The following is a 26453-nucleotide window of genomic DNA, read 5'->3' on the forward strand; positions in this document are numbered from 1 at the left end:
ACGAGCAGCGACGCCCTGCCCCGACGCGAGCGCATTTTTCCGGAGATTGCCCGCGAGCAAATCGCTACACTGCGCCAATGTCGCGTGCCGGATGCACGCATGAGTCAACAGATCAGCGGGATGCAGGAGATAGGCGTGCTCAAGAAACTGGGAATCAAAGGTCGCGTGTTATTGCTGACCTTGTTGCCGACCAGCCTGATGGCGCTGGTGCTGGGTGGTTATTTCACCTGGACGCAGCAGGCCGACTTGCAGACCCAATTGATGCAGCGCGGCGAAATGATTGCCGAGCAACTGGCGCCGCTGGTGGCACCCGCCATGGGCCATGGCAACAGCGAATTGCTGGAGCGCATCGCCACGCAATCCCTTGAACAGCCGGACGTGCGCGCGGTGACCTTCCTCGCCCCGGACCGCTCGCCGCTGGCGCATGCCGGCCCGACCATGCTCAATCAGGCACCGAGCGGCGACAGCGCGCATTTGCAACGGCGCAGCGGCAATGACGCGACGCGTTACCTGATGCCGGTGTTCGGCAAACATCGCAACCTCGCCGGCGAACTGATCCCGGAAGAATCCGAGCGACTGCTTGGCTGGGTCGAATTGGAGCTGTCGCATAACGGCATGTTGCTGCGCGGTTATCGCAGCCTGTTTGCCAGCCTGCTGCTGATTGCCGCCGGTCTGGCGGGCGCCGCCCTGCTGGCGTTGCGCATGGGCCGCACCATCAACCGGCCGCTGAGCCAGATCAAGCAAGCCGTCGCGCAACTCAAGGACGGCCATCTGGAAACGCGTTTGCCGCCACTTGGCAGCCAAGAGCTGGATGAGCTGGCCTCCGGGATCAATCGCATGGCCGGCACCTTGCAGAACGCCCGCGAAGAACTGCAACACAGTGTCGATCAGGCCACCGAAGACGTGCGCCAGAACCTGGAAACCATCGAGATCCAGAACATCGAACTGGACCTGGCGCGCAAAGAAGCGCTGGAGGCGAGCCGGATCAAATCCGAATTCCTCGCCAACATGAGCCACGAGATCCGCACGCCGCTCAACGGCATTCTCGGCTTCACGCACCTGTTGCAGAAAAGCGAACTGACCCCGCGCCAGCTCGATTATCTGGGCACCATCGAAAAGTCTGCCGACAGCCTGCTGGGGATCATCAACGAGATCCTCGACTTCTCGAAAATCGAGGCGGGCAAACTGGTGCTCGACCATATTCCGTTCAACCTGCGCGACCTGTTGCAGGACACCCTGACCATCCTCGCCCCCGCCGCACACGCCAAGCAATTGGAGCTGGTCAGTCTGGTCTACCGCGACACGCCGCTGTCGCTGGTCGGTGACCCCTTACGCCTGAAGCAGATCCTCACCAACCTGGTCAGCAACGCAATCAAGTTCACCCGCGAAGGCACCATCGTTGCCCGCGCGATGCTTGAAGATGAACACGAAGACAGCGTGCAGTTGCGCATCAGCATTCAGGACACCGGCATCGGCCTGTCGAATCAGGACGTGCGCGCGTTGTTCCAGGCCTTCAGTCAGGCCGACAACTCGCTGTCGCGGCAACCGGGCGGCACCGGCCTGGGACTGGTGATTTCCAAGCGTCTGATTGAGCAGATGGGTGGTGAAATCGGCGTCGACAGCACACCCGGCGAAGGCTCGGAATTCTGGATCAGCCTGAGCCTGCCGAAAACCCGTGACGACGCCGAAGACTTGCCGGCCCCGCCGCTACTCGGGCGCCGCGTGGCAGTACTGGAAAGTCATGAACTGGCGCGTCAGGCCTTGCAACATCAACTGGAAGATTGCGGCCTCGATGTCACGCCGTTCAATACGCTGGAAACCTTGACCAATGGCGTCACCGGCGCGCACCAGACCGATCAGGCGATTGATCTGGCGGTCATCGGCATCACCAGCAACGACATGCTGCCCGAGCGTTTGAATCAGCACATCTGGGACCTCGAACACCTCGGCTGCAAAGTGCTGGTGCTGTGCCCGACCACCGAACAGACGCTGTTCCATCTGTCGGTGCCGAACCCGCACAGTCAGTTGCAAGCCAAGCCGGCCTGCACACGCAAACTGCGTCGTGCGCTGGCCGATCTGGTCAACCCGCGCCAGCCGCGCAATGAGCCAGGGGAACCGCTGTCGAGCCGCGCGCCGAAAGTGCTCTGTGTCGACGACAACCCGGCCAACCTGCTGCTGGTGCAAACCCTGCTCGAAGACATGGGCGCCAAGGTACTTGCGGTGGAAAGTGGCTACGCGGCGGTCAAAGCCGTACAAAGCGAGTCCTTCGATCTGGTGTTGATGGACGTGCAGATGCCGGGCATGGACGGCCGCCAGAGCACCGAAACCATTCGCCAGTGGGAAAGCGAGCGGCACTGCACGCCGCTGCCGATCGTCGCCCTCACCGCCCACGCCATGGCCAACGAAAAACGCGCGTTGCTGCAAAGCGGCATGGACGATTACCTGACCAAACCGATCAGCGAACGGCAACTGGCGCAGGTGGTGCTGAAATGGACCGGCCTGGCCTTGCGCAATCAAGGGCCGGAGCGGATCAGCGACAGCGCGGCGGGCAATAATGAACTGCCGGTGCTCGATCACGAGGAAGGTTTGCGCCTGGCCGCCGGCAAGGCTGATCTGGCGGCAGACATGCTGGCCATGTTGCTCGCCTCACTGGAAGCCGACCGCGAGGCCATCCGCGCGGCGTGCGAAAACCGCGACCAGAATGCATTGATCGAACGCGTCCATCGCCTGCACGGTGCCACCCGTTATTGCGGCGTACCGCAATTGCGCGCGGCCTGCCAGCGCAGCGAAACCCTGCTCAAGCAGGACGACCCCAAGGCCGTGGCAGCGCTGGAAGAACTGGAGCGCGCGATCAACCGGCTCGCGGCACAAGCGAAGATCAGCGCCTGATCCACGGCAATGCCGGCCAACACCGGCAGCGCTAAAGTGGGTTCGGGTGATTCAATCCGTGTCGATGTTCCAGGAGGATTTCATGCGCACGCTCGTTTTCAGTAGCCAGACCTATGACCGCGACAGCTTTCTCGCCGCCGCTTGCCCGGCAGGTATCGAGCTGCACTTTCAAGCGGCCCGGCTCAGCCTCGATACGGCAGCGCTGGCCGATAAACATGAAGTGGTCTGTGCGTTCATCAATGATGACCTCGGCGCTGCGGTGCTGGAGCGCCTGGCTGCGGGCGGCACGCGTCTGATTGCCCTGCGCTCGGCGGGCTACAACCATGTCGATCTGGCCGCAGCGAAACGTCTCGGACTGGCCGTGGTGCGCGTGCCGGCCTACTCGCCGCATGCGGTGGCCGAACACGCCGTGGCGCTGATCCTGGCCCTCAACCGTCGCCTGCACCGTGCCTATAACCGCACCCGTGAAGGCGATTTCAGCCTCCATGGCCTGACCGGTTTCGACCTGGTCGGCAAAACCGTGGGGATTGTCGGCACCGGACAGATCGGCGCCACGTTCGCGAAAATCATGCACGGTTTCGGTTGTGAGCTACTGGCTTACGATCCCTTCCCCAACCCCGATGTTCTGGCGTTGGGTGCGCGTTACCTGAGCCTGCCGGAACTGCTCGCGCAGTCGCGGATCATCAGCCTGCACTGTCCGCTCAACGAGCAAAGTAAACACCTGATCAACCGCGATTCACTGGCGCACATGCAGGCGGGCGCCATGCTTATCAATACCGGCCGTGGTGGGCTGGTCGACACACCGGCACTGATCGATGCATTGAAGGACGGCCAACTCGGCTATCTGGGGCTGGATGTCTATGAGGAAGAGGCACAACTGTTTTTCGAGGATCGCTCCGACCTGCCTTTGCAGGACGATGTGCTGGCGCGATTGCTGACCTTTCCCAACGTGATCATCACCGCGCATCAGGCCTTTCTGACCCGCGAAGCGCTGGGTGCAATTGCCGCAACCACCCTGCACAACATCGCGACCTGGGCGGCGGGAACGCCACAGAACCAGGTCGAGGGCTGAGGTTTTTTGCGCTTATTTCGGTGAAAGCGAAGACGCCAGAATCAGCATCGCCAGCCAGCCGAAACCAAAAAAGCGCTGTTTCATCGAGTGGCCGTAGCGCAGCAGGAACCAGACGAAAAACATCGGCAGCAGGAAGATCATGATCTTCAGCCAGCCTTCCACCGGACGACTGCCGTCGGCATTGGCCTGCTCTGTGGCCGGTTGCTCGGTTGGCTGCTGGCGCCGACGCCGTGCGGCGGCCGGCATGACTTTCGGTAAAGGTTGCGGTTCAGGCGCTGGAGCAGTGACTTCGGGCACAGCCTTGTTACGCGGCAGACTGCCAAAAGAAATCGTCGAAGGCTGAGCCGGGGCCGCAGTTGCCTGCGCCTGGGCGTGAGCGGTTTGCTCCGCCATCGGAGCTCCACAATGAATGCAGGCCGAGGCTTCGGAGCTGATGCTCTTTTTGCATTCATAACATTCGATCAGCGCCATGTTCCGTTCCTTCAGATTCGAGGCCGGCAGTTTGCCATGAGTGTCGCGGTATTTGAACCGGATCGAAGGTCGCACGCGCGCATCATTCTGCAATCAACCCCGTGCTAGCATGTCGCGCATATTTGGAGGACCCATGGTCGAACACGATTTCCGCTATACCCTGATGAACCCGCAACACACCCTCACCGAATGCCGCGCCCTCGTTCCGGGCCGCTATCAGGTCACCGGCAATGGTGGCTCGATTCGCATCGGTGACGCGCTGTTGGTCACCCTCAAAGGCAGCAAGGACTTGTCCATGCGCCTGACCGTTGAAACCGTCCGCCACCTGATCAACCCGCCGGGCCAATGGACCGCGATGACCACTGGCCCGGTGTTCGGCGAACTGGCGATCCACACCTGGCAGGTCAATTGCGACAGCTGCGCCAAAGAGCTGAGCTTCGAATTTGCCGTGGACGCCAAACTCGGCAAGGCCGCAGAGAAACCGGCGGCCACCGCGCGCATCGCCGAGCTGGGCTGGAAAGCCGTGGGCGAAAAGCACCTGTGCCCGAAATGCCAGGAGCCTGCGTGATGAAACGGCTTGCCCTGACCGCTATGGTCGGTGTGGGTCTGGTGGGTTGCGCGGCAGAGCCTGTGCAACTGCAACAGAACCGCAGCTACATTCTGGAGTGGATCGGCGAGCGCCCGCTGATGGATTACAGCCATCTGACCGTGACCCTGGGCGATGATGGCCGCGCCTACGGCAACGGCGGCTGCAACCATTGGTTTGCGCCGTATACGCTGGACGGCGACAAGCTGACCTTCGGCAAGATCGGCAAGACCCGCAAACTCTGTGCACCAGCGTTGATGGAGCAGGAACAACGCTTCCTGCAGGCGCTGGAACACGTCGAGCGCTGGGATATCTCGCCGATCGAGCAGATGCGCTTCTGGCCGGCTGAAGGCAAGCCGCTACGCTGGTGGCTGGAAGAGGGTTGATTGGCTAGTCCGCCGATGCCCTCATCGGAACGCCGCCCGCCTAGCCCTCTCCCAGGGGGAGAGGGGACTGATTGGGGGATATTGGGGAGCTACGCCGACCTGAAGGGTCTTCATCGAATCCATAATCGATCGAATCCCGCTCTTGCGACTGCCTAATCGAGCGGATCTGGTTTTGACGAATTCACAATCGACTCGATCTCTCAGGTCGATGTACCTCGCCAGACACCTCGGTCGGCTCCCTCTCCCTATGGGAGAGGGCTGGGGTGAGGGTTGCTCTTTAGCGGCAACTCACTTGGTCGCTTGTAACGCCTCCAGCTTCGCCATCACCCCCGCCGCCGTCTGCTCCCCCATCAACTGCTCACGCACCTTGCCTTTGTTGTCGATGATGTACGTCACCGGCAGCGCCTCACTGCGCGGTAACTCAAACAACTCCGCCGGATCCTGCGCCAGCACGGTGAACTTGATGCCCAGTTTTTCACTGGCGTCTTTCAGCTCCACACCTTGCACATTGTCAAAGTTGACCCCGAACACGCCGACGTTCTTGCTCTTCAGCTCGTCAGCCAGATGGTTGAGCTCCGGGATCTCGGTGCGGCACGGGCCGCACCATTCGGCCCAGTAGTTGAGCACCACCCATTGTTTGTCGAGACGTTCGGACGCGACCTTCTGACCGTTCTGGTCGATCCCGTAATCATTGCCGCAGCCCCCCAGCATCAACGCCCCGATTATCGTCAATGCCGCTGCCAATCGCCGTGTCATGTCGTGTTCCTTGAGAAAATTTGAAGGCGCCTGCGACCCATTGCCTCCGAAGGTTCTGGATTGCGCGCTGCACAGTTAGAATAGCCGCCACTTTACGCCAGAAGCGACCCGCCATGACCGATCTGACGCTTTATCACAATCCGCGCTGCTCGAAATCCCGCGGCGCGCTGGAGCTTCTTGAAGCCCGCGGCCTGACCCCGAACGTCGTGCGGTACCTCGAGACCCCGCTGAATGCAGCGCAAATCAAGGCCCTGCTCGGCAAGCTCGGGATCAGCGCACGTCAGTTGCTGCGCACCGGGGAAGATGAATACAAAATGCTTCAACTGGCTGACGAAAGCCTCAGCGAAGCGCAATTGATCGACGCTATTGCCCAGCATCCAAAACTGATGGAGCGACCGATTCTCGAGGTCGGCGACAAAGCGGTGATCGGTCGTCCACCCGAAAATATCCTGGAGTTGTTGCCGTGAGCGCGCCGTACATTCTGGTGCTGTATTACAGCCGCAACGGCTCGACCAACGAGATGGCCCGGCAGATTGCCCGCGGTGTCGAACAGGCTGGCCTCGAAGCGCGCCTGCGCACCGTGCCGGCGATCTCCACCGAGTGCGAAGCCGTGGCCCCGGCCATCCCGGAGGACGGCGCGCTGTACGCAACGCTGGATGATTTGAAGAACTGCGCTGGCCTCGCCCTCGGTAGCCCGACGCGTTTCGGCAACATGGCCGCGCCACTGAAGTACTTCCTCGACGGCACCAGCAACCTGTGGCTGACCGGCGCCCTCGTCGGCAAACCGGCTGGCGTGTTCACCTCTACCGCCAGCCTGCACGGCGGTCAGGAAACCACCCTGCTGTCGATGATGTTGCCGCTGCTGCACCACGGCATGCTCATCACCGGCCTGCCGTACAGCGAGTCGGCGCTGCTGGAAACCCAGGGTGGCGGCACGCCTTACGGTGCCAGTCATCACGCCGGAGCGGACGGCAAAAAAGGCCTTGATCAGCACGAAGTTGCACTGTGCCGTGCGTTGGGTCTGCGGCTGGCCAAAACCGCTCAGAAACTGGTGGGCTGAGATGGCGAAGAAGCCGAAGATTCTGCCGAGTGTCGAGTGGCTTGAGCCACGGGTGAAGGCGATGCGGGTGCTCAGCCTGCTGAGCTTTTTCGCCCTAGCCGGTCTGCTCGCGGCCTACTATCTGCTGTTCGCCGACCTGCACGGCGCGCGGCCATGGGTGATTCTGCTGGTCGAGCTGATCCCGTGGATCATCCTCGCCCCGGCGATGATCATGGGCAGTGCCCGTGGGCATTCGTGGATGTGCTTTGTGGTAAACCTGTATTTCATCAAAGGCGCACTGGCGGCGTATGACCCGAGTCGACAGTGGTTTGGCGTGCTGGAGATGATCGCGAGCCTGGCGGTGTTCTGCTCGGCGCTGTTGTATGTGCGGTGGCGGTATCAGTTGAATCGCAAGTTGGCGGGCGAAGGCGAGATCTCCGTCGCCTGACAGATCGACATCGCTGGCAAGCCAGCTCCCACAGGGTCAGTGTTGAAACACAATATTGTGATCAATAAAAAACTGTGGGAGCTGGCTTGCCAGCGATTGGGGCAACTCGGTATCAATGATTCACTGTGTACGCGAGCATCATCGAAATCTGGCTCATCGCCCGTCCGCCGCTCTGCTCATGCCACTGGTTGAACGTGTCCTGGACAATCGCCAGGTCACGCAAACTGGTCGGCACCTTGTCGACGATCTTCTGCGCATTCAGCGCCGCGACCACGTCGTAGCTCGGCACAAACGTGTCCTTGCCAACCATGCGCAAAAACCGTGGCGCCGACAGCCCGCCCAGTTGATGGCCGTGCTTTTTCAGGTACGTCCATAAACCGACGATATCGGTCACCGGCCAGTCGGCAATCAGCGCACCGAAACTGCCCTTCTCCTTCTCCACATCGAGAATGAACTGCGCATTGCGCGGCACGCTCTTGAGCTTGCCGAGGTGACGGATGATTCGCGCATCCTGCATCAGGCGCTCAAGGTGTTCGGCGCTCATCAGCACGACTTTTTCCGGGTCGAACTTGAAGAACACCTCTTCGAAGGCCGGCCACTTGGCGTCGACCAGACTGTGTTTGAGGCCGGCGCGAAATACGCGCAGGGCCATGGTCGAGAGGTAACGGTCGTCGCTGATCTTGCGCAGTTGTGCCGGGGTCTTGGGAACGGGCAGATGGGCTTCCAGTTCAGCCGCCGAACCGAAGCGGTTCAGACAGTATTCGTGCAGCCACTTGTAATCGCGCATGCCCTCTCCTATTGAATGAAGCAAGAAACCAATGTGGGAGCGAGCCTGCTCGCGAAGTGGGAGTATCAGTCAACAAATCAGTGGAATGACGCACCGCTTTCGCGAGCAGGCTCGCTCCCACATTTGAAATGGGTTTACAGATTGACGACGTTGACGAAGCGCGAAGCCGCGGTCTCGTCGATCTTCAGGCTGGTGAAGTCGAACAGGTTGCGGTCGGCCAGTTGCGATGGAATCACGTTCTGCAGGCTGCGGAAGATGCTTTCGGTACGGCCCGGGGTCTTGCGCTCCCAGTCCTGAAGCATCTCCTTGACTACCTGACGCTGCAGGTTTTCCTGCGAACCGCAGAGGTTGCACGGGATGATCGGGAATTCCTTGAAGTCCGAGTACGCCTGAATGTCTTTCTCGTTGCAGTACGCCAGCGGACGGATCACCACGTTGCGGCCGTCATCGGCACGCAGCTTCGGCGGCATGGCCTTGAGGCTGCCGTTGAAGAACATGTTGAGGAAAAACGTCTCGACGATGTCGTCGCGGTGGTGACCGAGGGCCATTTTCGTCGCGCCAATCTCATCGGCAAAGGTATAAAGCGTGCCGCGACGCAGGCGCGAGCACAGCGAGCAAGTGGTCTTACCTTCCGGGATCAGTTCCTTGACCACCGAGTAGGTGTCTTTTTCGACGATGTGGTACTCGACGCCCAGATCTTTCAGATAGGCCGGCAGCACATGCTCGGGGAATCCCGGCTGCTTCTGGTCCATGTTCACCGCGACGATCTCGAACTTGATCGGGGCAACCTTTTGCAGGTGCAGCAGCACATCGAGCATGGTGTAGCTGTCTTTGCCGCCGGACAGGCAGACCATGACCTTGTCGCCGTCTTCAATCATGTTGAAATCGGCGACCGCTTCGCCGGCCAGACGGCGCAGGCGCTTTTGCAGTTTGTTCTGGTTGACCGTAAGAGTGCCCATGACGCGAAATCCGTGAGGTGTGACGAAAGGCCGGCATTTTACGCAAAAACCCCGGGGTTGTGGGCACAGGTTGTCGCGGCCAGCCGACGACTCGTTAACAGACCCCGAGGCGATTACCCGCCCTGTTTACAGCGCGATTTGCTCTAAGCCCCTAATACCTGTGCGGGTAAGACCTTTCTATACTGCGACATAAGGTCGCACACATCTGAAGACCTGAATTTGCTCGGCCACCTTGGCCCGTAGGCGCTCCGTTGGGGGGCGATGGCAATAACAAGAGGAGTGACTGGCATGATCCATCACGTAGTGGGACTTTTTACCCACCCCGATCAGGAATGGAAGGAAATCCGTGGCGACCAAGAGGAAAGCATCAGCCACATGTACCTCACCCACACGCTGATTCTGGCGGCGATCCCCGCTGTCTCGGCGTTTATCGGCACTACTCAGGTTGGCTGGGTGATCGGCAACCGCGCACCGGTGATGCTTACCTTTGAAAGCGCACTGTGGATGACGATCATGTCGTACCTGGCCATGCTCGGCGGCGTCGCGGTCATGGGCGCTTTCGTGCACTGGATGGCGCGTACCTATGACGCCAACCCGAGTCTGGCCCGTTGTGTCGCATTTGCCACTTATACCGCGACACCGTTGTTCGTCGGCGGTCTGGCGGCGCTGTATCCGCATATGTGGCTGGGGATGATCGTCGGTACGGCGGCCATCTGCTACACGGTTTATCTGTTGTATGTGGGGCTGCCGACGTTCATGAATATTCCGTCGGACGAGGGCTTCCTGTTTTCCAGCTCGGTGCTGGCGGTGGGTCTGGTGGTGCTGGTCGCCATCATGGCATTCACCGTGATTGTCTGGGGGCTGGGCGTCGGGCCTGTGTATACGAACTGACTCGACAGGCTGATCACAGGCCGCCGCAAGGCGGCCTTGTCGTTTCAAGGATGACCATTCGGCAGCTCGGCGATTCGCAAGTCCACAGGGTTGCGGCATACTCGACGCCTCTGGAGATCCATCAAGCATGCCCGAGCAACTCAATACCCGCGTCGAAGACTGTTACCAACTCGCTGAAGCCTTTTTCAAACGTTCTTTCCCACGCCCTGTCGTCAGTCTCAAGCTGCGCGGGCAAAAAGCCGGTGTCGCGCATCTGCACGAGAATCTGCTGCGCTTCAATCCGCAGCTGTACCGGGAAAACACCGAACACTTCCTCAAGCAGACCGTGGCCCACGAAGTCGCGCACCTGATCGCCCATCAGTTGTTTGGCGAGCGCATTCAGCCCCACGGCGAGGAATGGCAACTGATCATGCGCGGGGTTTACGAACTGCCGCCGGATCGCTGCCACACCTATGCAATCAAGCGCCGCAGCGTGACCCGCTATATCTACAAATGCCCATGCGCTGACAGCGATTTTCCGTTTTCGGCGCAGCGCCATAGTCTGGTACGGCAGGGACGGCGTTACCTGTGTCGCCGCTGCCGGAACACGTTGGTGTTCAGTGGCGAGATGCGGGTGGAATAGTCAGTTTGTTTCGCCCTGACTGGCCCCATCGCTGGCAAGCCAGTTCCCACAGGTTTAGGTGTCTTACACAGAATCTGTGGACACCTCGAAAACTGTGGGAGCTGGCTTGCCAGCGATGAGGCCAGAACAGGCACTAAAGAATGACTTTGGCCCGGCGCAGCTCTTCAATTTTCGAAGGACTCAACCCCAACTCCCCCAACACCTGATCCGTATGCTGCCCCAACACCGCGCCAACATGCCGCGGCGCCGGCAACGCTTCGGAAAACTTCAACGGACACGCTATCTGCGCCTGCGTCGTACCATCCTCACGCGGCACCTGCGTCACCAATTCCCGTGCCCGCAACTGCGGATGGCTTACCGCCTCCCCCAGACTCAATACCGGCTCGACACACGCATCAATCCCGGCAAACAACTCGCACAATTCAGCAAAGTCATGTTTTTCAAACTCGACCGTCAGCGCGTATTTCAACGCCCGCTGCTGTTCAGGCTTGGGCGACAGGCCCTGTGCGGCCAACTCCGGCCGCCCCAGCGCCGCACACAATTGCTGCATGAACCCCGGCTCCAGACTGCCCACCGACATCCAGCGTCCATCGCGAGAACGGTAATAATCGTAGAAGCTGCCGCCGTTGAGCATCTGCTCTTCCCACTCTGGCTCTTCGCCGCAAGCCAGATAGCCGGCACCGGCCATTGCATTCAGGCTGAACGCGCAGTCGGTCATGCTTACATCCAGGTGCGTGCCCTGCCCGGTTTGCTGCCGCGCAATCACCGCCGCCAACAAGCCGATCACCCCGTGCAACGAACCACCGGCGACATCCGCCACTTGCATACCCAATGGCAACGGACCGCTATCGGCGCGGCCGGTGTAACTGGCCAGCCCCGCCAGCGCCAAATAGTTGATGTCATGCCCGGCGCGATCCTTGTACGGCCCGGTCTGGCCGTAACCGGTGATCGACACGTAGATCAGCTTCGGGTTGATCGCCTTCAGCGCTTCATAGCCCAGGCCCAAACGCTCCATGACACCGGGGCGAAACTGCTCGAGGACGATGTCGTAATCGGTCAGCAATTGCTTGACCACGTCCAGCGCCTCGGGCTGTTTGAGGTCCAGGGCCAGGCTGCGCTTGTTGCGATTGAGGTAGGCATGACTGGCCGAAACTCCGCCATCATGCGGCGGCAATACCCGCAGCAGGTCCATGCGCGTTGGTGATTCGATGCGCAGCACTTCAGCGCCCATATCCGCCAGCAACAGCGAGGCGAACGGCCCCGGCAGCAGCGTCGAGAAATCGAGGATCTTCAGTGAGGCCAGCGGTGCGGACATGGGCGAACTCCTTGGGCGATGCACTCAGCCTAGGCAGCGATACCGCCTACGGCAATCACCGGAAATGTCAGCGGGTGTGACCGTTACGCTCAAATCGCAGGCAAGAAAAAACCCGCCGAAGCGGGTTTTTCCAGGCAAGCAGTACTTACTTCACATTGCTTGGGGTTGGGCCTTCAGCCACACCCAGATCATCTTCTTCACGCTCATCAGAGATACCGCGACCGCCCGAGGCCAGCTCGGTTTGCAGCTGATCGGTATCCAGTTCCTTGACCCACTTGGCAACTACGATGGTGGCTACTGCGTTACCGACCAGGTTGGTCAGTGCGCGGGCTTCGGACATGAAGCGGTCGATACCGAGGATCAGCGCCAGACCGGCCACCGGCAGGTGACCTACCGCCGACAGAGTGGCAGCCAGCACGATGAAGCCCGAACCGGTCACGCCCGCCGCACCTTTGGAGGACAGCAGCAATACCAGCAGCAGGGTGATCTGGTGAGTGATGTCCATGTGAGTGTCGGTCGCCTGAGCGATGAACACGGCCGCCATGGTCAGGTAGATCGAAGTACCGTCGAGGTTGAACGAGTAACCGGTCGGGATCACCAGGCCTACTACGGATTTCTTCGCGCCCAGACGCTCCATCTTGATCAGCATGCGTGGCAATGCCGATTCCGACGAGGACGTGCCCAGTACGATCAACAGTTCTTCACGGATGTAACGCACCAGCTTGAACACGCTGAAACCGTGAGCACGGCAGATCGCACCCAGCACCACCACCACGAACAGGATGCAGGTGATGTAGAAGCAGATCATCAACTGGCCCAGTTGCACCAGCGAGCCGACGCCGTAGGCACCGATGGTGAAGGCCATCGCGCCGAAAGCACCCAGCGGCGCCAGTTTCATGATCATGTTGATGATGTTGAACATCACGTGGGCGAAGCGATCGATCATGTCCAGCAGCGGACGACCGTACGAACCCAGGCGATGCAGGGCGTAGCCGAAGATCACCGAGAACATCAGCACTTGCAGGATGTCACCGGTGGCGAACGCGCCGACGATGGTGTTCGGGATTACATTGAGGAGGAAACCGACAATGCTCTGGTCTTTACTGGCCGTCACATAAGTGGCGATTTTCGAGGCGTCCAGGGTGGTGACGTCGATGTGCATGCCGGCGCCCGGTTGCACAACGTTGACCACGATCAGACCGATCAGCAGGGCAATGGTGGAAACGATTTCGAAGTACAGCAGCGCGTAGCCGCCAGTCTTGCCCACGGATTTCATGTTCTGCATGCCGGCGATGCCGCTGACAACGGTGCAGAAGATGATCGGGGCGATGACCATTTTGATCAGTTTGATGAACCCGTCACCCAGCGGCTTGAGGGCCACACCGGTCTGAGGGTAGAAGTGACCAAGCAGGATGCCGATGGCGATGGCAACGATCACCTGGAAATACAGGGATTTGTACAGTGGCTGACGAGTCGTCATTGCAGGTTTCCTCAAGCGTCCCGCGTGGCAACATCCATCTGTTGGCCGCGAAACCTTAATTGCGAACCCTCCTGCACTGGAGGGATTTGTTGTTGGAGCAGCGTTTTCCATCAGGGCCAAACGCACGCTTCTGTGGCTTGTATCGCAAACGTCGTGCCACTTTGGTGCGATTGCCTGCAAGCCTTTTGATATCAGGGATTACACCGTCATGGATGTCACCACTCGGTGACTCAAGTGTGGCGGATTTCCGCCAACTCACCGCTTCTCGTCCTACAATTTGGCGGAAATCCGCCTTGTAGGCGTGTCCAGCCGCCGGCTACCATCCGGCGCCTGAGGAAGGATCTGCCGCTTATGCGCGAACGCACCATCGCCAGTCATTTCGCCCGTGCCGCCCTCGGTGGCGCGCGCCGCCAAGGGTTCGATTACTCGGGCCTGCTGCTGCAACTGGGCATCAGCCCGGAACTGCTCGACGAGCCGCGCGCACGCATCGCTCCGGAACAATTCACCCGGTTGATTCAGGGCCTGTGGCTGGCGCTGGATGACGAATACCTGGGTTTCGGCAACGCCCCGAGCAAGCCCGGCAGTTTCGCCATGATGTGCCACGCCTCGATTCACTGCCGCAATCTGGAGAAAGCCCTGCAACGGGGTTTATTGTTTTATAGCCTATTCCCCGAAGCCCCGCGCCTGAGCCTGACGCGCGAAGACGAATGGGTGCGCCTGAGCCTCGACGATTCGCAGATGTGCGACCCGGATCACTTTCTCACCGAGAGTTTGCTGGTGATCTGGCATCGCCTCGGCAGTTGGCTGATTGGCCAGCGAATTCGCCTCGAGCAGGCAACTTTCAGCTATCCCCGCCCCGATCACGGCGCTGAATATGACCTGTTGTTCCCCTGCCCGCTGACTTTCGGTACCGAGCAAAGCAGCCTTTTATTCCACAGCCGATATCTGTCTATGCCGCTGTTGCAGGATGAACGCACCCTCAAACACTTCCTCGAACGCTCCCCCGCCGACCTGCTCTCACGCCCGGACGACGGCGACAGCCTGAGCAGCCGCCTGCGCCGTTTGCTCAGTCGCGACACGGCACACTGGCCGGATCTGGAAGCGGTGGCGGCGCACTTGCACATCAGCCCGCAAACGCTGCGCCGGCATTTGCGTGAGGAAGGCAGCAGTTTTCAGGAGTTGAAGGATCAGTTGCGGCGAGATATCGCCATTTATCATTTGGGCCGTGCGGATCTGTCGTTGCAGCAGATTGCCGAGCAGCTCGGATTTTCCGAGCCGTCGGCGTTTCATCGGGCGTTCAAGAAGTGGACCGGGCTGACGCCGGGGGCTTATCGGGCGCAGGAGCAGTGAGGCGCTAAATCAAAAGCCCCTCACCCTAACCCTCTCCCGGAGGGAGAGGGGACTGATTGAGGGATGCTCAAGAAGTACGCCGACCTGAACGCTCTCTACTGAATCCATAATCGACTGGCTATTTCAGGTCGATATAAAACGCCAGACACCCTCAGGGAGAGGGGACTGATTGGGGGATGGTTGAGAAATACGCCGACCTGCAAGCTCTCTATTGAATCCATATTCGACTCAAATCGCTCAGGTCGATCATTTTCGCAAGACACTTCGGTCAGTCCCCTCTACCTCTGGGCGGTCCGACGCTTCGGGAGGGTTAGGGTGAGGGCAACTCCCGATCACACCGCAGGAAAATGAATCCTGAACGTCGCCCCACCCATCGGTGAATCGCCCAACGCGAGTTTGGCGTTGTAGCTTTCAATAATGTCCTTGACCACCGCCAACCCGATCCCCTGCCCCGGATGCTGGGCATCCAGCCGCTCGCCACGCTCGAGAATCCGCGCACGCTGATCCGGCGGCACGCCCGGGCCGTCATCTTCGACGCACAGTTCAATCCCGGCCAGAGTCTCACGCACGCTGATGCGCACCTCGCCCAGGCACAGGCGATAGGCGTTTTCCAGCAAGTTGCCCATCATCTCCAGCAACGCGCCCTGCTCGATCGGCACATAGCAGTGCTCAGGCAGATCGAATGCCACGCGCACATGCTTATCGCGATACACCTTGTCGAGGGTGTCGCAGAGGCTTTTCAGCACCGGTTGCAGGCGCACCTGATGTCGCACCAGTCCGCTTTTGCGCAAGCTGGCCCGTTGCAGTTGATAGCTGATCTGCTGGCTCATGCGTTCGATCTGGCTTTGCAGCACCCAGGCCTGATCGCGCTCTTCGGGACGCTGGGCCATGTCTTCGCTGACACCTTGCAACACCGCCAACGGGGTTTTCAGGCTGTGCGCCAAGTCATCGAGGGAATCGCGATAACGACTGCGCTGCTGGCGCTCGCTGTGCAGCAAACGGTTGAGCGAGCCGGTCAGGCGCAGCAGTTCGCGTGGATGTTGTTCGGTGAGGCTTTCACGGGTGCCGCCTTCGATTTCGTCGAGTTCCTGACTGAGCCGGCGCAAGGCTTTGAGGCCCCAGGTCAGGCCGATCCACAACAGCGCCAGCAACACGAGTAACGCAGCGCCGAAGCCCAGATAGAGATTTTCACGCAGGCCTTCGAGGGTGGTTTCGTACTCGCGCACCGGTTGCAGGGCGACGATGCTGAACGCCGCGCTTTTGCCGCCGAGCAATTTCACTTCAACGTCGTAGACGAAGAATTCCTGGCCGTTGGTTTCACGAATCCGCGCGAACTCGTTACCGAGGCCGTCATAGCGCGGCTTATAGTTGATCTGCTCTTCCTGGGTGGCTTTCGAGCGCCACACCAGATGCCCTTCGCGGTCGTAGATGTAGCCGAGCAAACGGAAGTCGGTGAGATTGAAGCGCTCATCCGGCAGTTGCGTCGGCATCACCAGCCGACCGTTTTCAATGCGCGCGGCCGAGATCAGCGTGGTCACGTCCGAGGCCAGCCGCTGCTCAATGGAATCCTGCAAGGCGAGGCTGAACGCGCCTTGCATCGCCGGCAGCAAGGCAAGCATGAACAATACCGCCAACGTGGTGGCGGCGAGCATCAAGCGAACGCGAAGGGAACGAATCAAGTGCAGCGCTCATTGAACAGGTAGCCGAGGCCGCGCACGGTGTCGATCGGCTTGAACCCGGCCGGGCCTTCGAGTTTTCGGCGCAGACGGCCGACCAGCACTTCGATGACATTTGGATCGCGCTCGTCGTCGTCCGGGTAGAGCTGCTCCATCAAGCGATCCTTGGGCACCACTTGCTGGTGATGGCGCATGAGGTATTCGAGGATGCGGTACTCGTAGGCGGTCAGCGCCAGCGGTTGCTCGTCGAGGCTCGCCTGTTTGCGATTGAGGTCGAGCAGCAGCGGCCCGGCGACGATGGTCGACTGGGTGAAACCGCTGGAGCGGCGCAGCAAGGCGTTCAGGCGCGCGTCGAGCTCTTCGAACTGGAACGGCTTGACCACGTAATCGTCGGCGCCGGCGGCGAGGCCTTCGACCTTGTCCTGCCAGTTGCCGCGCGCGGTGAGGATCAGGATCGGGAAGGTCTTGCCCGCCGCGCGCAATTGGCGAATCAGGTCGAGACCGCCCATGCCCGGCAGGCCGAGATCGATCACCGCCAGGTCGAAGTTGAACTGTCCGGTCTGGTACAGCGCCTCTTCGGCATTGGCCACGGACTCGACCACGTGGCCACTTTCCGTCAGGCGGGTTTGCAGGTGATGGCGCAACAGCGCTTCATCTTCGACGACCAACAGTTTCATAACACTCTCCCGGATAAATCAGAATCTCCAGTCACACACCTGTGGGAGCGAGCCTGCTCGCGAAGGCGATGGTTCAGTCGACATCTCATCGACTGAACCGGCACTTTCGCGAGCAGGCTCGCTCCCACATTGAACCTGCTGGCAACTCCTTAGAAATTGTAGTTAGCCGACAGGTAAGTCTGCGCGCTGCTGGTCAAATCCAGCGAACCTTGCTTGCTGCCACCGCGTTCGCTCATCTCGGTGCTGGCATTGCTGCGCAGGTAACGGTAACCGAGTTCGACCGAAGTGTTTTGCGATACTTGTTGCAACACACCGAGCTGACCACCGACGGCGTAACCGATATCACTGTCGCGGCTAAAGCCTGGCGATTCCTGAGTCAGCTTGGTCAAACCCGCCGTCGCGCCACCGAACAACTTGGTGCTGCCGCCTACCGGGTAGAACAGATCGTAGCTGCCCAGCAGGTTTTCCTGACGCAGTTTAATGCCATTGTGCGAGCCCGACACGTTGTCGTAGGTGGCGTAGTAGCGACCCTGGCTGTTTTGCTGACCGAGGCGTACGCCGTAGGTGTTGTTACCGTCGATGGCGCCGGTGGCGTTCGGGTGGTCGAGGTTGTTGTTCAGTGCGTGGGACTTGTCAATCTTGTCGCTGGTCTGGCCGAAGGATAGGCCGGCGAAATTCGAAGTGGTGTCAGCCTGGGCCGCGATACTGGCGCTCATTACGGTCAATGCCAGCAACAGTTTGTTAAAAGTCATGGGTATTTCCTCTTTCACAGTGCTGTTTGGGTATGGCGCAAGGTTACTGACCTCCCCCTGTACCGCCCCTGAACCGTCTCTGAACCTGACCTGAACCAAATGAACTAGGCTGTTTTGACCCTTTATTGTCAGGAGACCCGACCATGCGCCTGTTCCTCGCCCTTACTTTGCTGGCTGTCAGCAGCCTCACTCAGGCTGCGATCAAGACTGAAGAAATCCCCTATCAGAGCGCCGACGGCACGAAACTGATCGGCTACTACGCCTACGACGACGCCATCCAAGGCAAACGCCCGGGTGTCGTCGTGGTGCACGAATGGTGGGGCCTGAACGATTACGCCAAACGCCGCGCACGCGATCTCGCCGCACTTGGCTACAGCGCGTTGGCGATCGACATGTACGGCGAAGGCAAGAACACCGAGCACCCGAAAGACGCGATGGCGTTCATGCAGGCGGCGACTCAGGATGCGGCGGCTTCCAGCAAGCGCTTTGAGGCCGGGCTGAATTTGCTGAAGAAGCAGGCGCAGACCGACGTCAACAAAATCGCCGCCATCGGTTACTGCTTCGGCGGCGGCGTGGTGCTCAACGCCGCGCGACAAGGAGAGCCGCTGGCAGGTGTGGTGAGTTTCCACGGCGCGCTGGCGACCAAGACCCCGGCGACACCCGGCAGTGTGAAGGCGAAGATTCTGGTCGAACACGGTGCGCTGGACAGCATGGTCACTCCAGACAATGTCACGGCGTTCAAGACGGAAATGGACAAGGCTGGCGCTGACTATAAGTTCGTCAGCCTCGACGGCGCCAAGCACGGATTTACCAATCCGGATGCCGATCGCCTGAGCCATGGCGAGCACGGTGGCCCGGACATCGGGTACAACAAGGCAGCGGATGAAAAATCCTGGGCGGACATGAAAGCGTTCTTGCAGAAAATCTTTAGCTGACCCCTCCGCACCTGATCGTTCCCACGCTCCGCGTGGGAATGCAGCTCGGGACGCTCTGCGTCCCAAAGCGAACGCAGAGCGTCCATTGAGGCATTCCCACGCAGAGCGTGGGAACGATCATCTCGACCTTGTCTCGACTAACCGGCAAAATGCCCGCCATGAATCTCACCCCCGCCCTCCCCGCCTGCTGCACCGCGCTCGACAGCCACTGGCCGTTGCCGACGGTGTTGCCTGATACCGTGCTGCTCAGCACCCATTTCGATCCGGCACAACTGCTCGGCGATGATTTCCAGCGCAGCGCCGTCGTTGCCCCGCCAAGCATTCAGCGCTCGGTGGCCAAACGTCAGGCGGAATTCCTCGCCGGGCGGATTTGCGCCCGTGCAGCGTTGCAGCAACTGGAAGGCAGCAGCGTTGTGCCAGCGATTGGTGAAGACCGCGCGCCGATATGGCCCGCGCATATCTGCGGCTCAATCACGCACAGCACCGGACGCGCGGCAGCGATTGTCGCCAACAAAAGGCACTGGCGCGGTTTGGGCATGGATCTGGAAAACCTGCTCGACACCGAACGTGCCGAGCGGCTGGCTGGGGAGATTCTGACGCCACCTGAAATGCAACGCATGACGGCCGCCTCGCGGGATCAGTTGGCGCTGTGGGTGACGCTGACATTTTCGGTGAAGGAAAGTCTGTTCAAAGCGCTGTACCCGATTGTGCAGAAGCGCTTTTATTTCGAGCACGCTGAAGTGCTGGAGTGGACTGAAGCGGGTCAAGTGAGGTTGCGGCTGTTGGCGGACTTGTCGGCCGAGTGGCGTAACGGCGTTGAACTGGAGGCGCAGTTCGGGGTGCGGGATGGGCAGTTGTTGAGTCTGGTCAGCATCAAAGCCTGAAGATTTGTGTTGCGGGCGCTCGCGCTTTCGCGAGCAGGCTCACTCCTACATTTGAAATGCGTTCCCCTGTAGGAGTGAGCCTGCTCGCGATGAGGCCTGCCGAACCAATACAAGACTCAACGGCGTTCCTGATTCCTCGGCCAACTCAGGCTAAAGCAAGCCCCACCCAGACTCTTGCTCTTGCCAATGATCGCCCGGCCGTCATGCCAGTGAATGATCCGTCGCACAATCGACAAGCCCAGGCCATGCCCGCCCGACGCCCGCGTACGGCTGTCATCCAGGCGTAGAAACGGCGTGAAAATCCGCTCCCACGCTACTTCCGGCACGCCCGGGCCGTCATCTTCGACATCCACGCGACAGCGCAATTGCCCGACCTGATAACTCACCGTCACCTTCGAGCGTGCGTGGCGCATGGCGTTGCTCACCAGATTCTGCAATGCCCGGTGCAGATAACGCGGCTCGGCCTCGACCCAGGCATCATCGTTATCGGCGGCAGACAGGCACAATCCCCGCTGCACGGTGACTTCGGCGCGCAACGGCGCCAGCTCTTCAATCACCTGATTGACCAGCGCATCCAGATCGATGCGCTGGAACGTCAGCGCCGGCGAACCCTGCTCCAGTCGCGCATAGGTGAGCATTTCATCGACCAGCTTATCGAGGTCTTCGATGTCGTGATCCATGCCTTCGCGGTATTTCTCCAGCGCTTGCGGGGTGGTCGCCGAGCCAATCATTTCCAGACCGAAACGCAGACGCGCCACCGGCGTGCGAAGTTCATGAGAGACCGCACGCACCAGTTCGCGCTGGATTGCCAGTAGCTGCTGCAAGTGCTCGGCCATGCCGTTGAACGCCGCCGCCAGACGCCCGACCGAGTCGGCACCGCGCGCCGGCACACGAGTTTCCAGGCTGCCCTTGGCAATGCGCGTGGCCGCCGCTTCGAGGCCGCGTAAACGGCGTTCGAGCTGGCGCACCAACAGATAAACAATGAGGCCGATCAGGGTCAGGCCGAGTGCCGCAATCAGCACCAGCCATTCCGGCGGATACGGGTTCATCTGATACAGCGGCCCGATTTCCAGCACCCACGGCGTGCCGACCATGCCGGCAAACACGCGGATCGAATCGCCGCCCTTGCCCAGCGCCATCACCGTGTCGCCTTCGGCCACGCGGCGGCTCTGGTCTTCGTCCATGTCGGCGTCATTCACCGTGACCAGGCGCAAATCGAAACCGAAGCCCTTCTCGTCCTTTATCTGTGCGAGGCGCTTGGGTTGCTCGGCGACCGGCACGCGCACCAGTTCATCGGCCAGCAGGTAAATGGTTGCGCGGGCCAGTTGCTCGCTGATTTGCTGAACTTCACCCACCAGTACGAGCTGTTCCTTGTCGCTGACCATCCGGTAAACCTTCGCTGCGTGCGGACCGGTCTGCTCGACCAACGCCTGCCCCCGTTGCACGCGGGTGCGCTGGGTCAGATCGAGATCGGTCTCGGCGAACTTCTTCAGCGCCAGCGGAATCCCCAGCAAACGCTCCCACACCAGCAACGCGCGATGGCGCTCGGTTTCATTCATCGGTTGCAGGTTGCCGGCCATCAGCGAGAACGTGCCGTGTGCCAGCCGCTCGCGATACTGCTCGCTGCGCACCTGATTGAGCAGATTCAGCGCCAGCACGCCGAGCACCGCCACCAGAATCAGCGCTGCGCACATGCCGCCGTAGATGCGCAGGAAGATCGAGTTCACAGCGGCAGATCTACGCAGGCTTCAGGAACGAACAGATAACCTTTGCTGCGAATGGTCTTGATCAGGCGTGGATGGTCGGGGTCGTCGCCGATTTTCGGGCGGATGCGCGAGATGCGCACATCAATCGAACGGTCCTGACCGTCATAGCCGATGCCGCGCAGTGCAGTGAAGATTTCTTCGCGGGACAGAATCCGCCCGGCGTTGGACACCAGCAGCCAGAGCAGATCGAATTCGGCGCTGGTCAGCTCGATGCCGTTGTCGCTCAGCCACGCTTCGCGCAAGGCGTTGTCGACCACCAGCGGGCCAAATTGCAGACGGCGGGATTTTTCGGCGAGCGGTTCAGGTGTATCGCTACGGCGCAGCAACGCTTGAATGCGCGCCAGCAACAGCCGTGGGCGCACCGGTTTGCACACGTAATCGTCGGCACCGAGGTCGAGGCCCTGAATCTGATCGGCATCGTCAGTGCGTGCGGTGAGCATCAGAATCGGCCCGTCATACTGATTGCGCACCTTGCGACAGATGCTCAGGCCATCTTCGCCCGGCAGCATCAGATCGAGGATCACCAGATCCGGCTGCTCCTTGATGATCCGCGCCGCCGCCAGCGCCCCGTTGCCTTCGATATTCACGCGCAGTCCATTGGCTTGCAGGTAGTCGCGCGTCAATTCGGCCAGCCGCTGGTCATCCTCGACGATCAATACCTCAAAGGCTTGTTGCTCCACCGGTGACCTCTGCTTTCTATTGTTATTAATAAAAGGAAGGCGATTGCCCGGACACACAATCCCCTGTAGGAGCTGTCGAGTGAAACGAGGCTGCGATCTTTTGATCTTGCTTTTCAAGATCAGGATCAAAAGATCGCAGCCTTCGGCAGCTCCTACAGGGGTACGCGATATTCAGCGTGATCCTCCCGTCCTTTTGTCATGTTTCTGGAGGATAAGAATGCCTGCGCATGGGCCGATTGTATAAACGGCGTCCAGCCAGAACACAAGTCGGTAAATGCGTTCGGACAAGGCAGTTTTTTGTGATAGGGTTCGCGCCCTTAAAAATCCGCTGAAGCGTTTTTCCCGGTGAAAAAACAGTGACAGACGGTCTAGCTCAGCAGGTTCGCGGCCTACACGCGAATTCCGGATTTCTTACACAATTTACGCACAGGTTTATCCACAGCTAGTACGTTGCAAGCACCCGTGAAACGCATTATCTTGTAGCACGGCGCAGGGAGAGACCCCACATATAGGGTTTTCCGCTTAAACGCCCAACCACATTTCAGACCTGAAACTCAAGCGATTTATTGCCTGTTTCCGGTTGAACCCAGCAAGTTTTTCAAAGCCCAAACCGCACTTGCGGATGGCACCGTTTTTTACCTCGCAGCGGCGAGAACGGTACGGGTGTTGCAGTCATTACTGTCACCCGGGAAGGAATCCGGCTCGAGCCCTGGCTCGTAGCCAAAAACTTCGGCAAGGATGCGGCTTCATCAGCCTTTTTTCCTACTGTCCCGAAGTTGTTATACCCGACGCCCGTCGGCTGTAGTGCTTCTGGACAGAACGGTGGGCACCATGATGGTGCCCAAACAAACATAGAGAATGTGGAGACCACCCCCCATGCAAACCGACACAACTCGCGAGAACCCGCAGGGCACCTTGCCGCAGGCCGCTGATTCGAATTCGGATCTGGCAGCCACCGCGCCTGGTCAACTGCGCGTGATCAAGCGCAATGGCACTGTCGTTCCTTACACCGATGACAAGATCACCGTCGCTATCACCAAAGCGTTCCTCGCAGTTGAAGGCGGCACCGCTGCCGCTTCGTCGCGAATCCATGACACCGTTGCCCGTCTGACCGAACAGGTCACCGCGACCTTCAAGCGTCGCATGCCGTCGGGTGGCACCATCCACATCGAAGAAATCCAGGACCAGGTCGAACTGGCCCTGATGCGTGCCGGTGAGCAGAAAGTCGCTCGCGACTACGTGATCTACCGTGACGGTCGTTCGAAAGAACGTGCTGCCCACGCGCCGGCCGAAGAAGCGGTCAACGCTCACCCGTCGATCCGCATTACCCGTGCCGACGGCAGCCTGGCGCCGCTCGACATGGGCCGCCTGAACACCATCGTCACCGAGGCCTGCGAAGGTCTGGAAGAAGTCGACGGCGACCTGATCCAGCGCGAAACCCTGAAAAACCTGTACGACGGCGTGGCCCTGACCGACGTCAACACCGCCCTGGTGATGACCGCCCGTACCCTGGTCGAGCGTGAGCCGAACTACTCGTTCGTGACTGCCCGCCTGCTGATGGACACCCTGCGTGCCGAAGGTCTGGGTTTCCTCGGTGTGGCCGAAAGCGCCACTCACCACGAAATGGCCGACCTGTACGCCAAGGCACTGCCGGCTTACATCGCCAAAGGTATCGAGTTCGAACTGCTGAACCCTGTGCTGGCTTCCTTCGACCTGGAAAAACTGGGCAAGGCGATCAACCACGAGCGTGATCAGCAATTCACCTACCTGGGCCTGCAAACCCTGTACGACCGTTACTTCATCCACAAGGATGGCGTGCGTTTCGAACTGCCGCAGATCTTCTTCATGCGCGTGGCCATGGGCCTGGCGATCGAAGAGAAGCAGAAAGAAGACCGTGCGATCGAGTTCTACAACCTGCTGTCTTCCTTCGACTACATGTCGTCGACCCCGACCCTGTTCAACGCCGGTACCCTGCGTCCACAGCTGTCGAGCTGCTACCTGACCACCGTGCCGGATGACCTGTCGGGCATCTACCACGCGATCCACGACAACGCCATGTTGTCGAAATTCGCCGGTGGCCTGGGCAACGACTGGACGCCTGTTCGCGCTCTGGGTTCGTACATCAAGGGCACCAACGGCAAGTCGCAAGGCGTTGTGCCGTTCCTCAAAGTGGTGAACGACACCGCTGTAGCCGTTAACCAGGGTGGCAAGCGCAAAGGCGCTGTCTGTGCCTACCTGGAAACCTGGCACATGGACATCGAAGAGTTCATCGAACTGCGCAAGAACACCGGTGATGATCGTCGTCGTACCCACGACATGAACACCGCCAACTGGATCCCTGACCTGTTCATGAAGCGTGTTTTCGATGACGGCAAGTGGACCCTGTTCTCGCCATCCGAAGTACCGGACCTGCACGACCTGACCGGCAAAGCCTTCGAAGAGCGCTACGAGTACTACGAAGCGCTGACCGAATACCCAGGCAAGGTCAAACTGTTCAAGACCATCCAGGCCAAAGACCTGTGGCGCAAAATGCTCTCCATGCTGTTTGAAACCGGCCACCCATGGCTGACCTTCAAAGACCCGTGCAACCTGCGCAGCCCGCAGCAGCACGTCGGCGTGGTTCACAGCTCGAACCTGTGCACCGAAATCACCTTGAACACCAACAAGGACGAGATCGCCGTTTGCAACCTGGGCTCGATCAACCTGCCGAACCACATCGTTGACGGCAAGCTGGACACCGCCAAGCTGCAACGTACCGTGAACACCGCTGTACGCATGCTCGATAACGTGATCGACATCAACTACTACTCGGTGCCACAAGCGAAGAACTCCAACTTCAAGCACCGTCCGGTCGGTCTGGGCATCATGGGCTTCCAGGACGCGCTGTACCTGCAGCACATCCCTTACGGTTCCGACGCTGCCGTCGAGTTCGCCGACAAGTCGATGGAAGCGGTCAGCTACTACGCGATCCAGGCGTCCTGCGACCTGGCTGACGAGCGTGGCGCGTACGAGACATTCCAGGGTTCGCTGTGGTCCAAAGGCATCCTGCCGCTGGATTCGCAACAGATCCTGATCGAAGCCCGTGGCCAGAAGTACATCGATGTCGACCTGAACGAAACCCTCGACTGGGCACCGGTTCGCGCCCGTGTACAGAAAGGTATTCGTAACTCGAACATCATGGCCATCGCACCGACCGCGACCATCGCCAACATCACCGGCGTCTCGCAGTCGATCGAACCGACCTACCAGAACCTGTATGTGAAATCGAACCTGTCGGGCGAATTCACCGTGATCAACCCGTACCTGGTTCGCGACCTGAAAGCTCGCGGTCTGTGGGACTCGGTCATGATCAACGACCTGAAGTACTACGACGGTTCGGTTCAGCAGATCGAGCGCATCCCGCAAGAACTCAAAGAGCTTTATGCGACCGCGTTCGAAGTGGACACCAAGTGGATCGTTGACGCCGCCAGCCGTCGTCAGAAGTGGATCGACCAGGCCCAGTCGCTGAACCTGTACATCGCCGGCGCATCGGGCAAGAAGCTCGACGTGACCTACCGCATGGCCTGGTACCGTGGCCTGAAAACCACTTACTACCTCCGTGCCCTGGCCGCGACCAGCACCGAGAAGTCGACCATCAACACCGGCAAGCTGAACGCTGTTTCCAGCGGCGGCAACCACGGCGACGATTCGGTTCTGGCAGCACCTGCCGGTCCTGCTCCAGTGCCAAAGGCTTGCGCGATCGACGAGCCGGATTGCGAAGCTTGCCAATAAGCTGAGCTGAATCAGGCGTTGCGAGACGCCTGATTCTTCCAGGCAAAATAAAACCCCCGACAGACTTCTGGTGTGTCGGGGGTTTTCTTTTGGGCGCCGTTTACCTTCGGCAGCGCTTACAGAAGTTGAGTACATCTGGCAGAGGCTGCCTGGCTCTCAGGTCGCCTTCGCGAGCAAGCTCGCTCCCACAGTGGGATTGGGAGTGTGCAATCGGAGATTGGTCGGAGTGAGTCGCTGTAAGAGCGAACCGCCAGCCGCAGC

Annotated in this window: 24 protein-coding genes; 13 read left to right on the forward strand and 11 right to left on the reverse strand. The window is 60.0% G+C overall.

Annotated elements, in window-relative coordinates; genetic code table 11:
* Window positions 1-135: 135 nt before the first annotated feature.
* Both CKW14_RS09665 and CKW14_RS09670 read left to right on the forward strand, forming a co-directional pair.
* Complete coding sequence (locus CKW14_RS09665) at window positions 136-2889, forward strand: response regulator (RefSeq protein WP_095051076.1); 2754 nt, start codon at window positions 136-138, stop codon at window positions 2887-2889.
* A gap of 82 nt (window positions 2890-2971) precedes the next feature.
* A complete protein-coding gene (locus tag CKW14_RS09670) occupies window positions 2972-3961 on the forward strand; it encodes a 2-hydroxyacid dehydrogenase (protein WP_095051075.1) in 990 nt (329 codons plus the stop codon).
* A 12-nt stretch (window positions 3962-3973) separates the two neighbouring features.
* Here the strand turns inward: CKW14_RS09670 and CKW14_RS09675 are convergent, their stop codons facing one another.
* Window positions 3974-4432 carry a hypothetical protein gene (locus tag CKW14_RS09675; RefSeq protein WP_095051074.1) on the reverse strand — a complete coding sequence of 153 codons (459 nt, stop codon included), beginning with the start codon at window positions 4430-4432 and terminating at the stop codon, window positions 3974-3976.
* Window positions 4433-4565: 133 nt separating this feature from the next.
* On the opposite strand from CKW14_RS09675, the gene CKW14_RS09680 reads away from it, so the two are divergent.
* A complete protein-coding gene (locus CKW14_RS09680; protein WP_095051061.1) occupies window positions 4566-5000 on the forward strand; it encodes a hypothetical protein in 435 nt (144 codons plus the stop codon).
* A complete protein-coding gene (locus CKW14_RS09685; protein WP_093442194.1) occupies window positions 5000-5404 on the forward strand; it encodes an META domain-containing protein in 405 nt (134 codons plus the stop codon). Before CKW14_RS09680 ends, CKW14_RS09685 begins: the two co-directional genes overlap by 1 nt.
* Window positions 5405-5692: 288 nt before the next feature.
* Here the strand turns inward: CKW14_RS09685 and CKW14_RS09690 are convergent, their stop codons facing one another.
* Window positions 5693-6160 (reverse strand): TlpA disulfide reductase family protein, encoded by a 468-nt coding sequence (locus CKW14_RS09690; RefSeq protein ID WP_007917494.1) that lies wholly within the window; start codon window positions 6158-6160, stop codon window positions 5693-5695.
* Between the two features lie 113 nt (window positions 6161-6273).
* On the opposite strand from CKW14_RS09690, the gene arsC reads away from it, so the two are divergent.
* Genes arsC through CKW14_RS09705 form a run of 3 tightly spaced genes read left to right on the forward strand, consistent with a single transcriptional unit; the run spans window position 6274 to window position 7647 of the window.
* A complete protein-coding gene (gene arsC / locus CKW14_RS09695; RefSeq protein WP_093442189.1) occupies window positions 6274-6627 on the forward strand; it encodes an arsenate reductase (glutaredoxin) in 354 nt (117 codons plus the stop codon).
* Window positions 6624-7220: an NAD(P)H:quinone oxidoreductase gene (gene wrbA / locus CKW14_RS09700; RefSeq protein ID WP_095125223.1), complete on the forward strand. Its 597-nt coding sequence runs from the start codon at window positions 6624-6626 to the stop codon at window positions 7218-7220. Before arsC ends, wrbA begins: the two co-directional genes overlap by 4 nt.
* Before the next feature lies 1 nt (window position 7221).
* Window positions 7222-7647, forward strand: a complete 426-nt coding sequence (locus CKW14_RS09705) for a DUF2069 domain-containing protein (RefSeq protein WP_095051059.1) — start codon at window positions 7222-7224, stop codon at window positions 7645-7647.
* 112 nt (window positions 7648-7759) lie between these two features.
* On the opposite strand, the gene CKW14_RS09710 is transcribed toward CKW14_RS09705, so the two are convergent.
* Both CKW14_RS09710 and ttcA read right to left on the reverse strand, forming a co-directional pair.
* Window positions 7760-8434: a DNA-3-methyladenine glycosylase I gene (locus CKW14_RS09710; RefSeq protein ID WP_095051058.1), complete on the reverse strand. Its 675-nt coding sequence runs from the start codon at window positions 8432-8434 to the stop codon at window positions 7760-7762.
* A 134-nt stretch (window positions 8435-8568) separates the two neighbouring features.
* Window positions 8569-9393, reverse strand: coding sequence for a tRNA 2-thiocytidine(32) synthetase TtcA (gene ttcA, locus CKW14_RS09715; protein WP_095125224.1), 825 nt, complete (start codon window positions 9391-9393; stop codon window positions 8569-8571).
* Window positions 9394-9681: 288 nt separating this feature from the next.
* Here ttcA and CKW14_RS09720 point away from each other — a divergent pair, with 288 nt between their 5' ends.
* Complete coding sequence (locus CKW14_RS09720; protein ID WP_016773629.1) at window positions 9682-10284, forward strand: Yip1 family protein; 603 nt, start codon at window positions 9682-9684, stop codon at window positions 10282-10284.
* 127 nt (window positions 10285-10411) lie between these two features.
* Window positions 10412-10906, forward strand: a complete 495-nt coding sequence (locus CKW14_RS09725; protein ID WP_095051057.1) for a SprT family zinc-dependent metalloprotease — start codon at window positions 10412-10414, stop codon at window positions 10904-10906.
* 133 nt (window positions 10907-11039) lie between these two features.
* On the opposite strand, the gene CKW14_RS09730 is transcribed toward CKW14_RS09725, so the two are convergent.
* A complete protein-coding gene (locus CKW14_RS09730; RefSeq protein ID WP_095125225.1) occupies window positions 11040-12221 on the reverse strand; it encodes a CaiB/BaiF CoA-transferase family protein in 1182 nt (393 codons plus the stop codon).
* Between the two features lie 145 nt (window positions 12222-12366).
* Entirely contained in the window at window positions 12367-13701 is a 1335-nt protein-coding gene (locus CKW14_RS09735) for a dicarboxylate/amino acid:cation symporter (RefSeq protein WP_007917521.1), read from the reverse strand.
* 351 nt (window positions 13702-14052) lie between these two features.
* Between CKW14_RS09735 and CKW14_RS09740 the strand changes: the two genes are divergently transcribed.
* A complete protein-coding gene (locus tag CKW14_RS09740; RefSeq protein ID WP_095051055.1) occupies window positions 14053-15051 on the forward strand; it encodes an AraC family transcriptional regulator in 999 nt (332 codons plus the stop codon).
* Between the two features lie 332 nt (window positions 15052-15383).
* On the opposite strand, the gene CKW14_RS09745 is transcribed toward CKW14_RS09740, so the two are convergent.
* The 3 genes from CKW14_RS09745 to CKW14_RS09755 form a co-directional block, all read right to left on the reverse strand.
* Entirely contained in the window at window positions 15384-16730 is a 1347-nt protein-coding gene (locus tag CKW14_RS09745; protein ID WP_095125226.1) for an ATP-binding protein, read from the reverse strand.
* Window positions 16727-17404 (reverse strand): response regulator transcription factor, encoded by a 678-nt coding sequence (locus CKW14_RS09750; RefSeq protein ID WP_093442145.1) that lies wholly within the window; start codon window positions 17402-17404, stop codon window positions 16727-16729. The genes CKW14_RS09745 and CKW14_RS09750 overlap by 4 nt, the downstream gene beginning before the upstream one ends.
* A gap of 149 nt (window positions 17405-17553) precedes the next feature.
* Window positions 17554-18156, reverse strand: coding sequence for an outer membrane beta-barrel protein (locus tag CKW14_RS09755; RefSeq protein WP_095051104.1), 603 nt, complete (start codon window positions 18154-18156; stop codon window positions 17554-17556).
* Window positions 18157-18299: 143 nt separating this feature from the next.
* Here CKW14_RS09755 and CKW14_RS09760 point away from each other — a divergent pair, with 143 nt between their 5' ends.
* Both CKW14_RS09760 and CKW14_RS09765 read left to right on the forward strand, forming a co-directional pair.
* Window positions 18300-19091 (forward strand): dienelactone hydrolase family protein, encoded by a 792-nt coding sequence (locus tag CKW14_RS09760; RefSeq protein ID WP_095051105.1) that lies wholly within the window; start codon window positions 18300-18302, stop codon window positions 19089-19091.
* Between the two features lie 158 nt (window positions 19092-19249).
* On the forward strand, window positions 19250-19975 hold the full coding sequence (locus tag CKW14_RS09765) for a 4'-phosphopantetheinyl transferase (RefSeq protein WP_095051116.1): 726 nt from the start codon (window positions 19250-19252) through the stop codon (window positions 19973-19975).
* A gap of 116 nt (window positions 19976-20091) precedes the next feature.
* On the opposite strand, the gene CKW14_RS09770 is transcribed toward CKW14_RS09765, so the two are convergent.
* Entirely contained in the window at window positions 20092-21702 is a 1611-nt protein-coding gene (locus CKW14_RS09770) for an ATP-binding protein (RefSeq protein WP_095051106.1), read from the reverse strand.
* Window positions 21699-22421, reverse strand: a complete 723-nt coding sequence (locus CKW14_RS09775) for a response regulator (protein ID WP_095051107.1) — start codon at window positions 22419-22421, stop codon at window positions 21699-21701. Before CKW14_RS09775 ends, CKW14_RS09770 begins: the two co-directional genes overlap by 4 nt.
* 876 nt (window positions 22422-23297) lie before the next feature.
* On the opposite strand from CKW14_RS09775, the gene CKW14_RS09780 reads away from it, so the two are divergent.
* Window positions 23298-26192, forward strand: a complete 2895-nt coding sequence (locus CKW14_RS09780) for a ribonucleoside-diphosphate reductase subunit alpha (protein ID WP_095051108.1) — start codon at window positions 23298-23300, stop codon at window positions 26190-26192.
* The last annotated feature ends 261 nt before the right edge of the window (window positions 26193-26453 follow it).

It is taken from the genome of Pseudomonas sp. Irchel s3a12 (genome assembly GCF_900187485.1).
GTDB lineage: Bacteria > Pseudomonadota > Gammaproteobacteria > Pseudomonadales > Pseudomonadaceae > Aquipseudomonas > Aquipseudomonas neuropathica.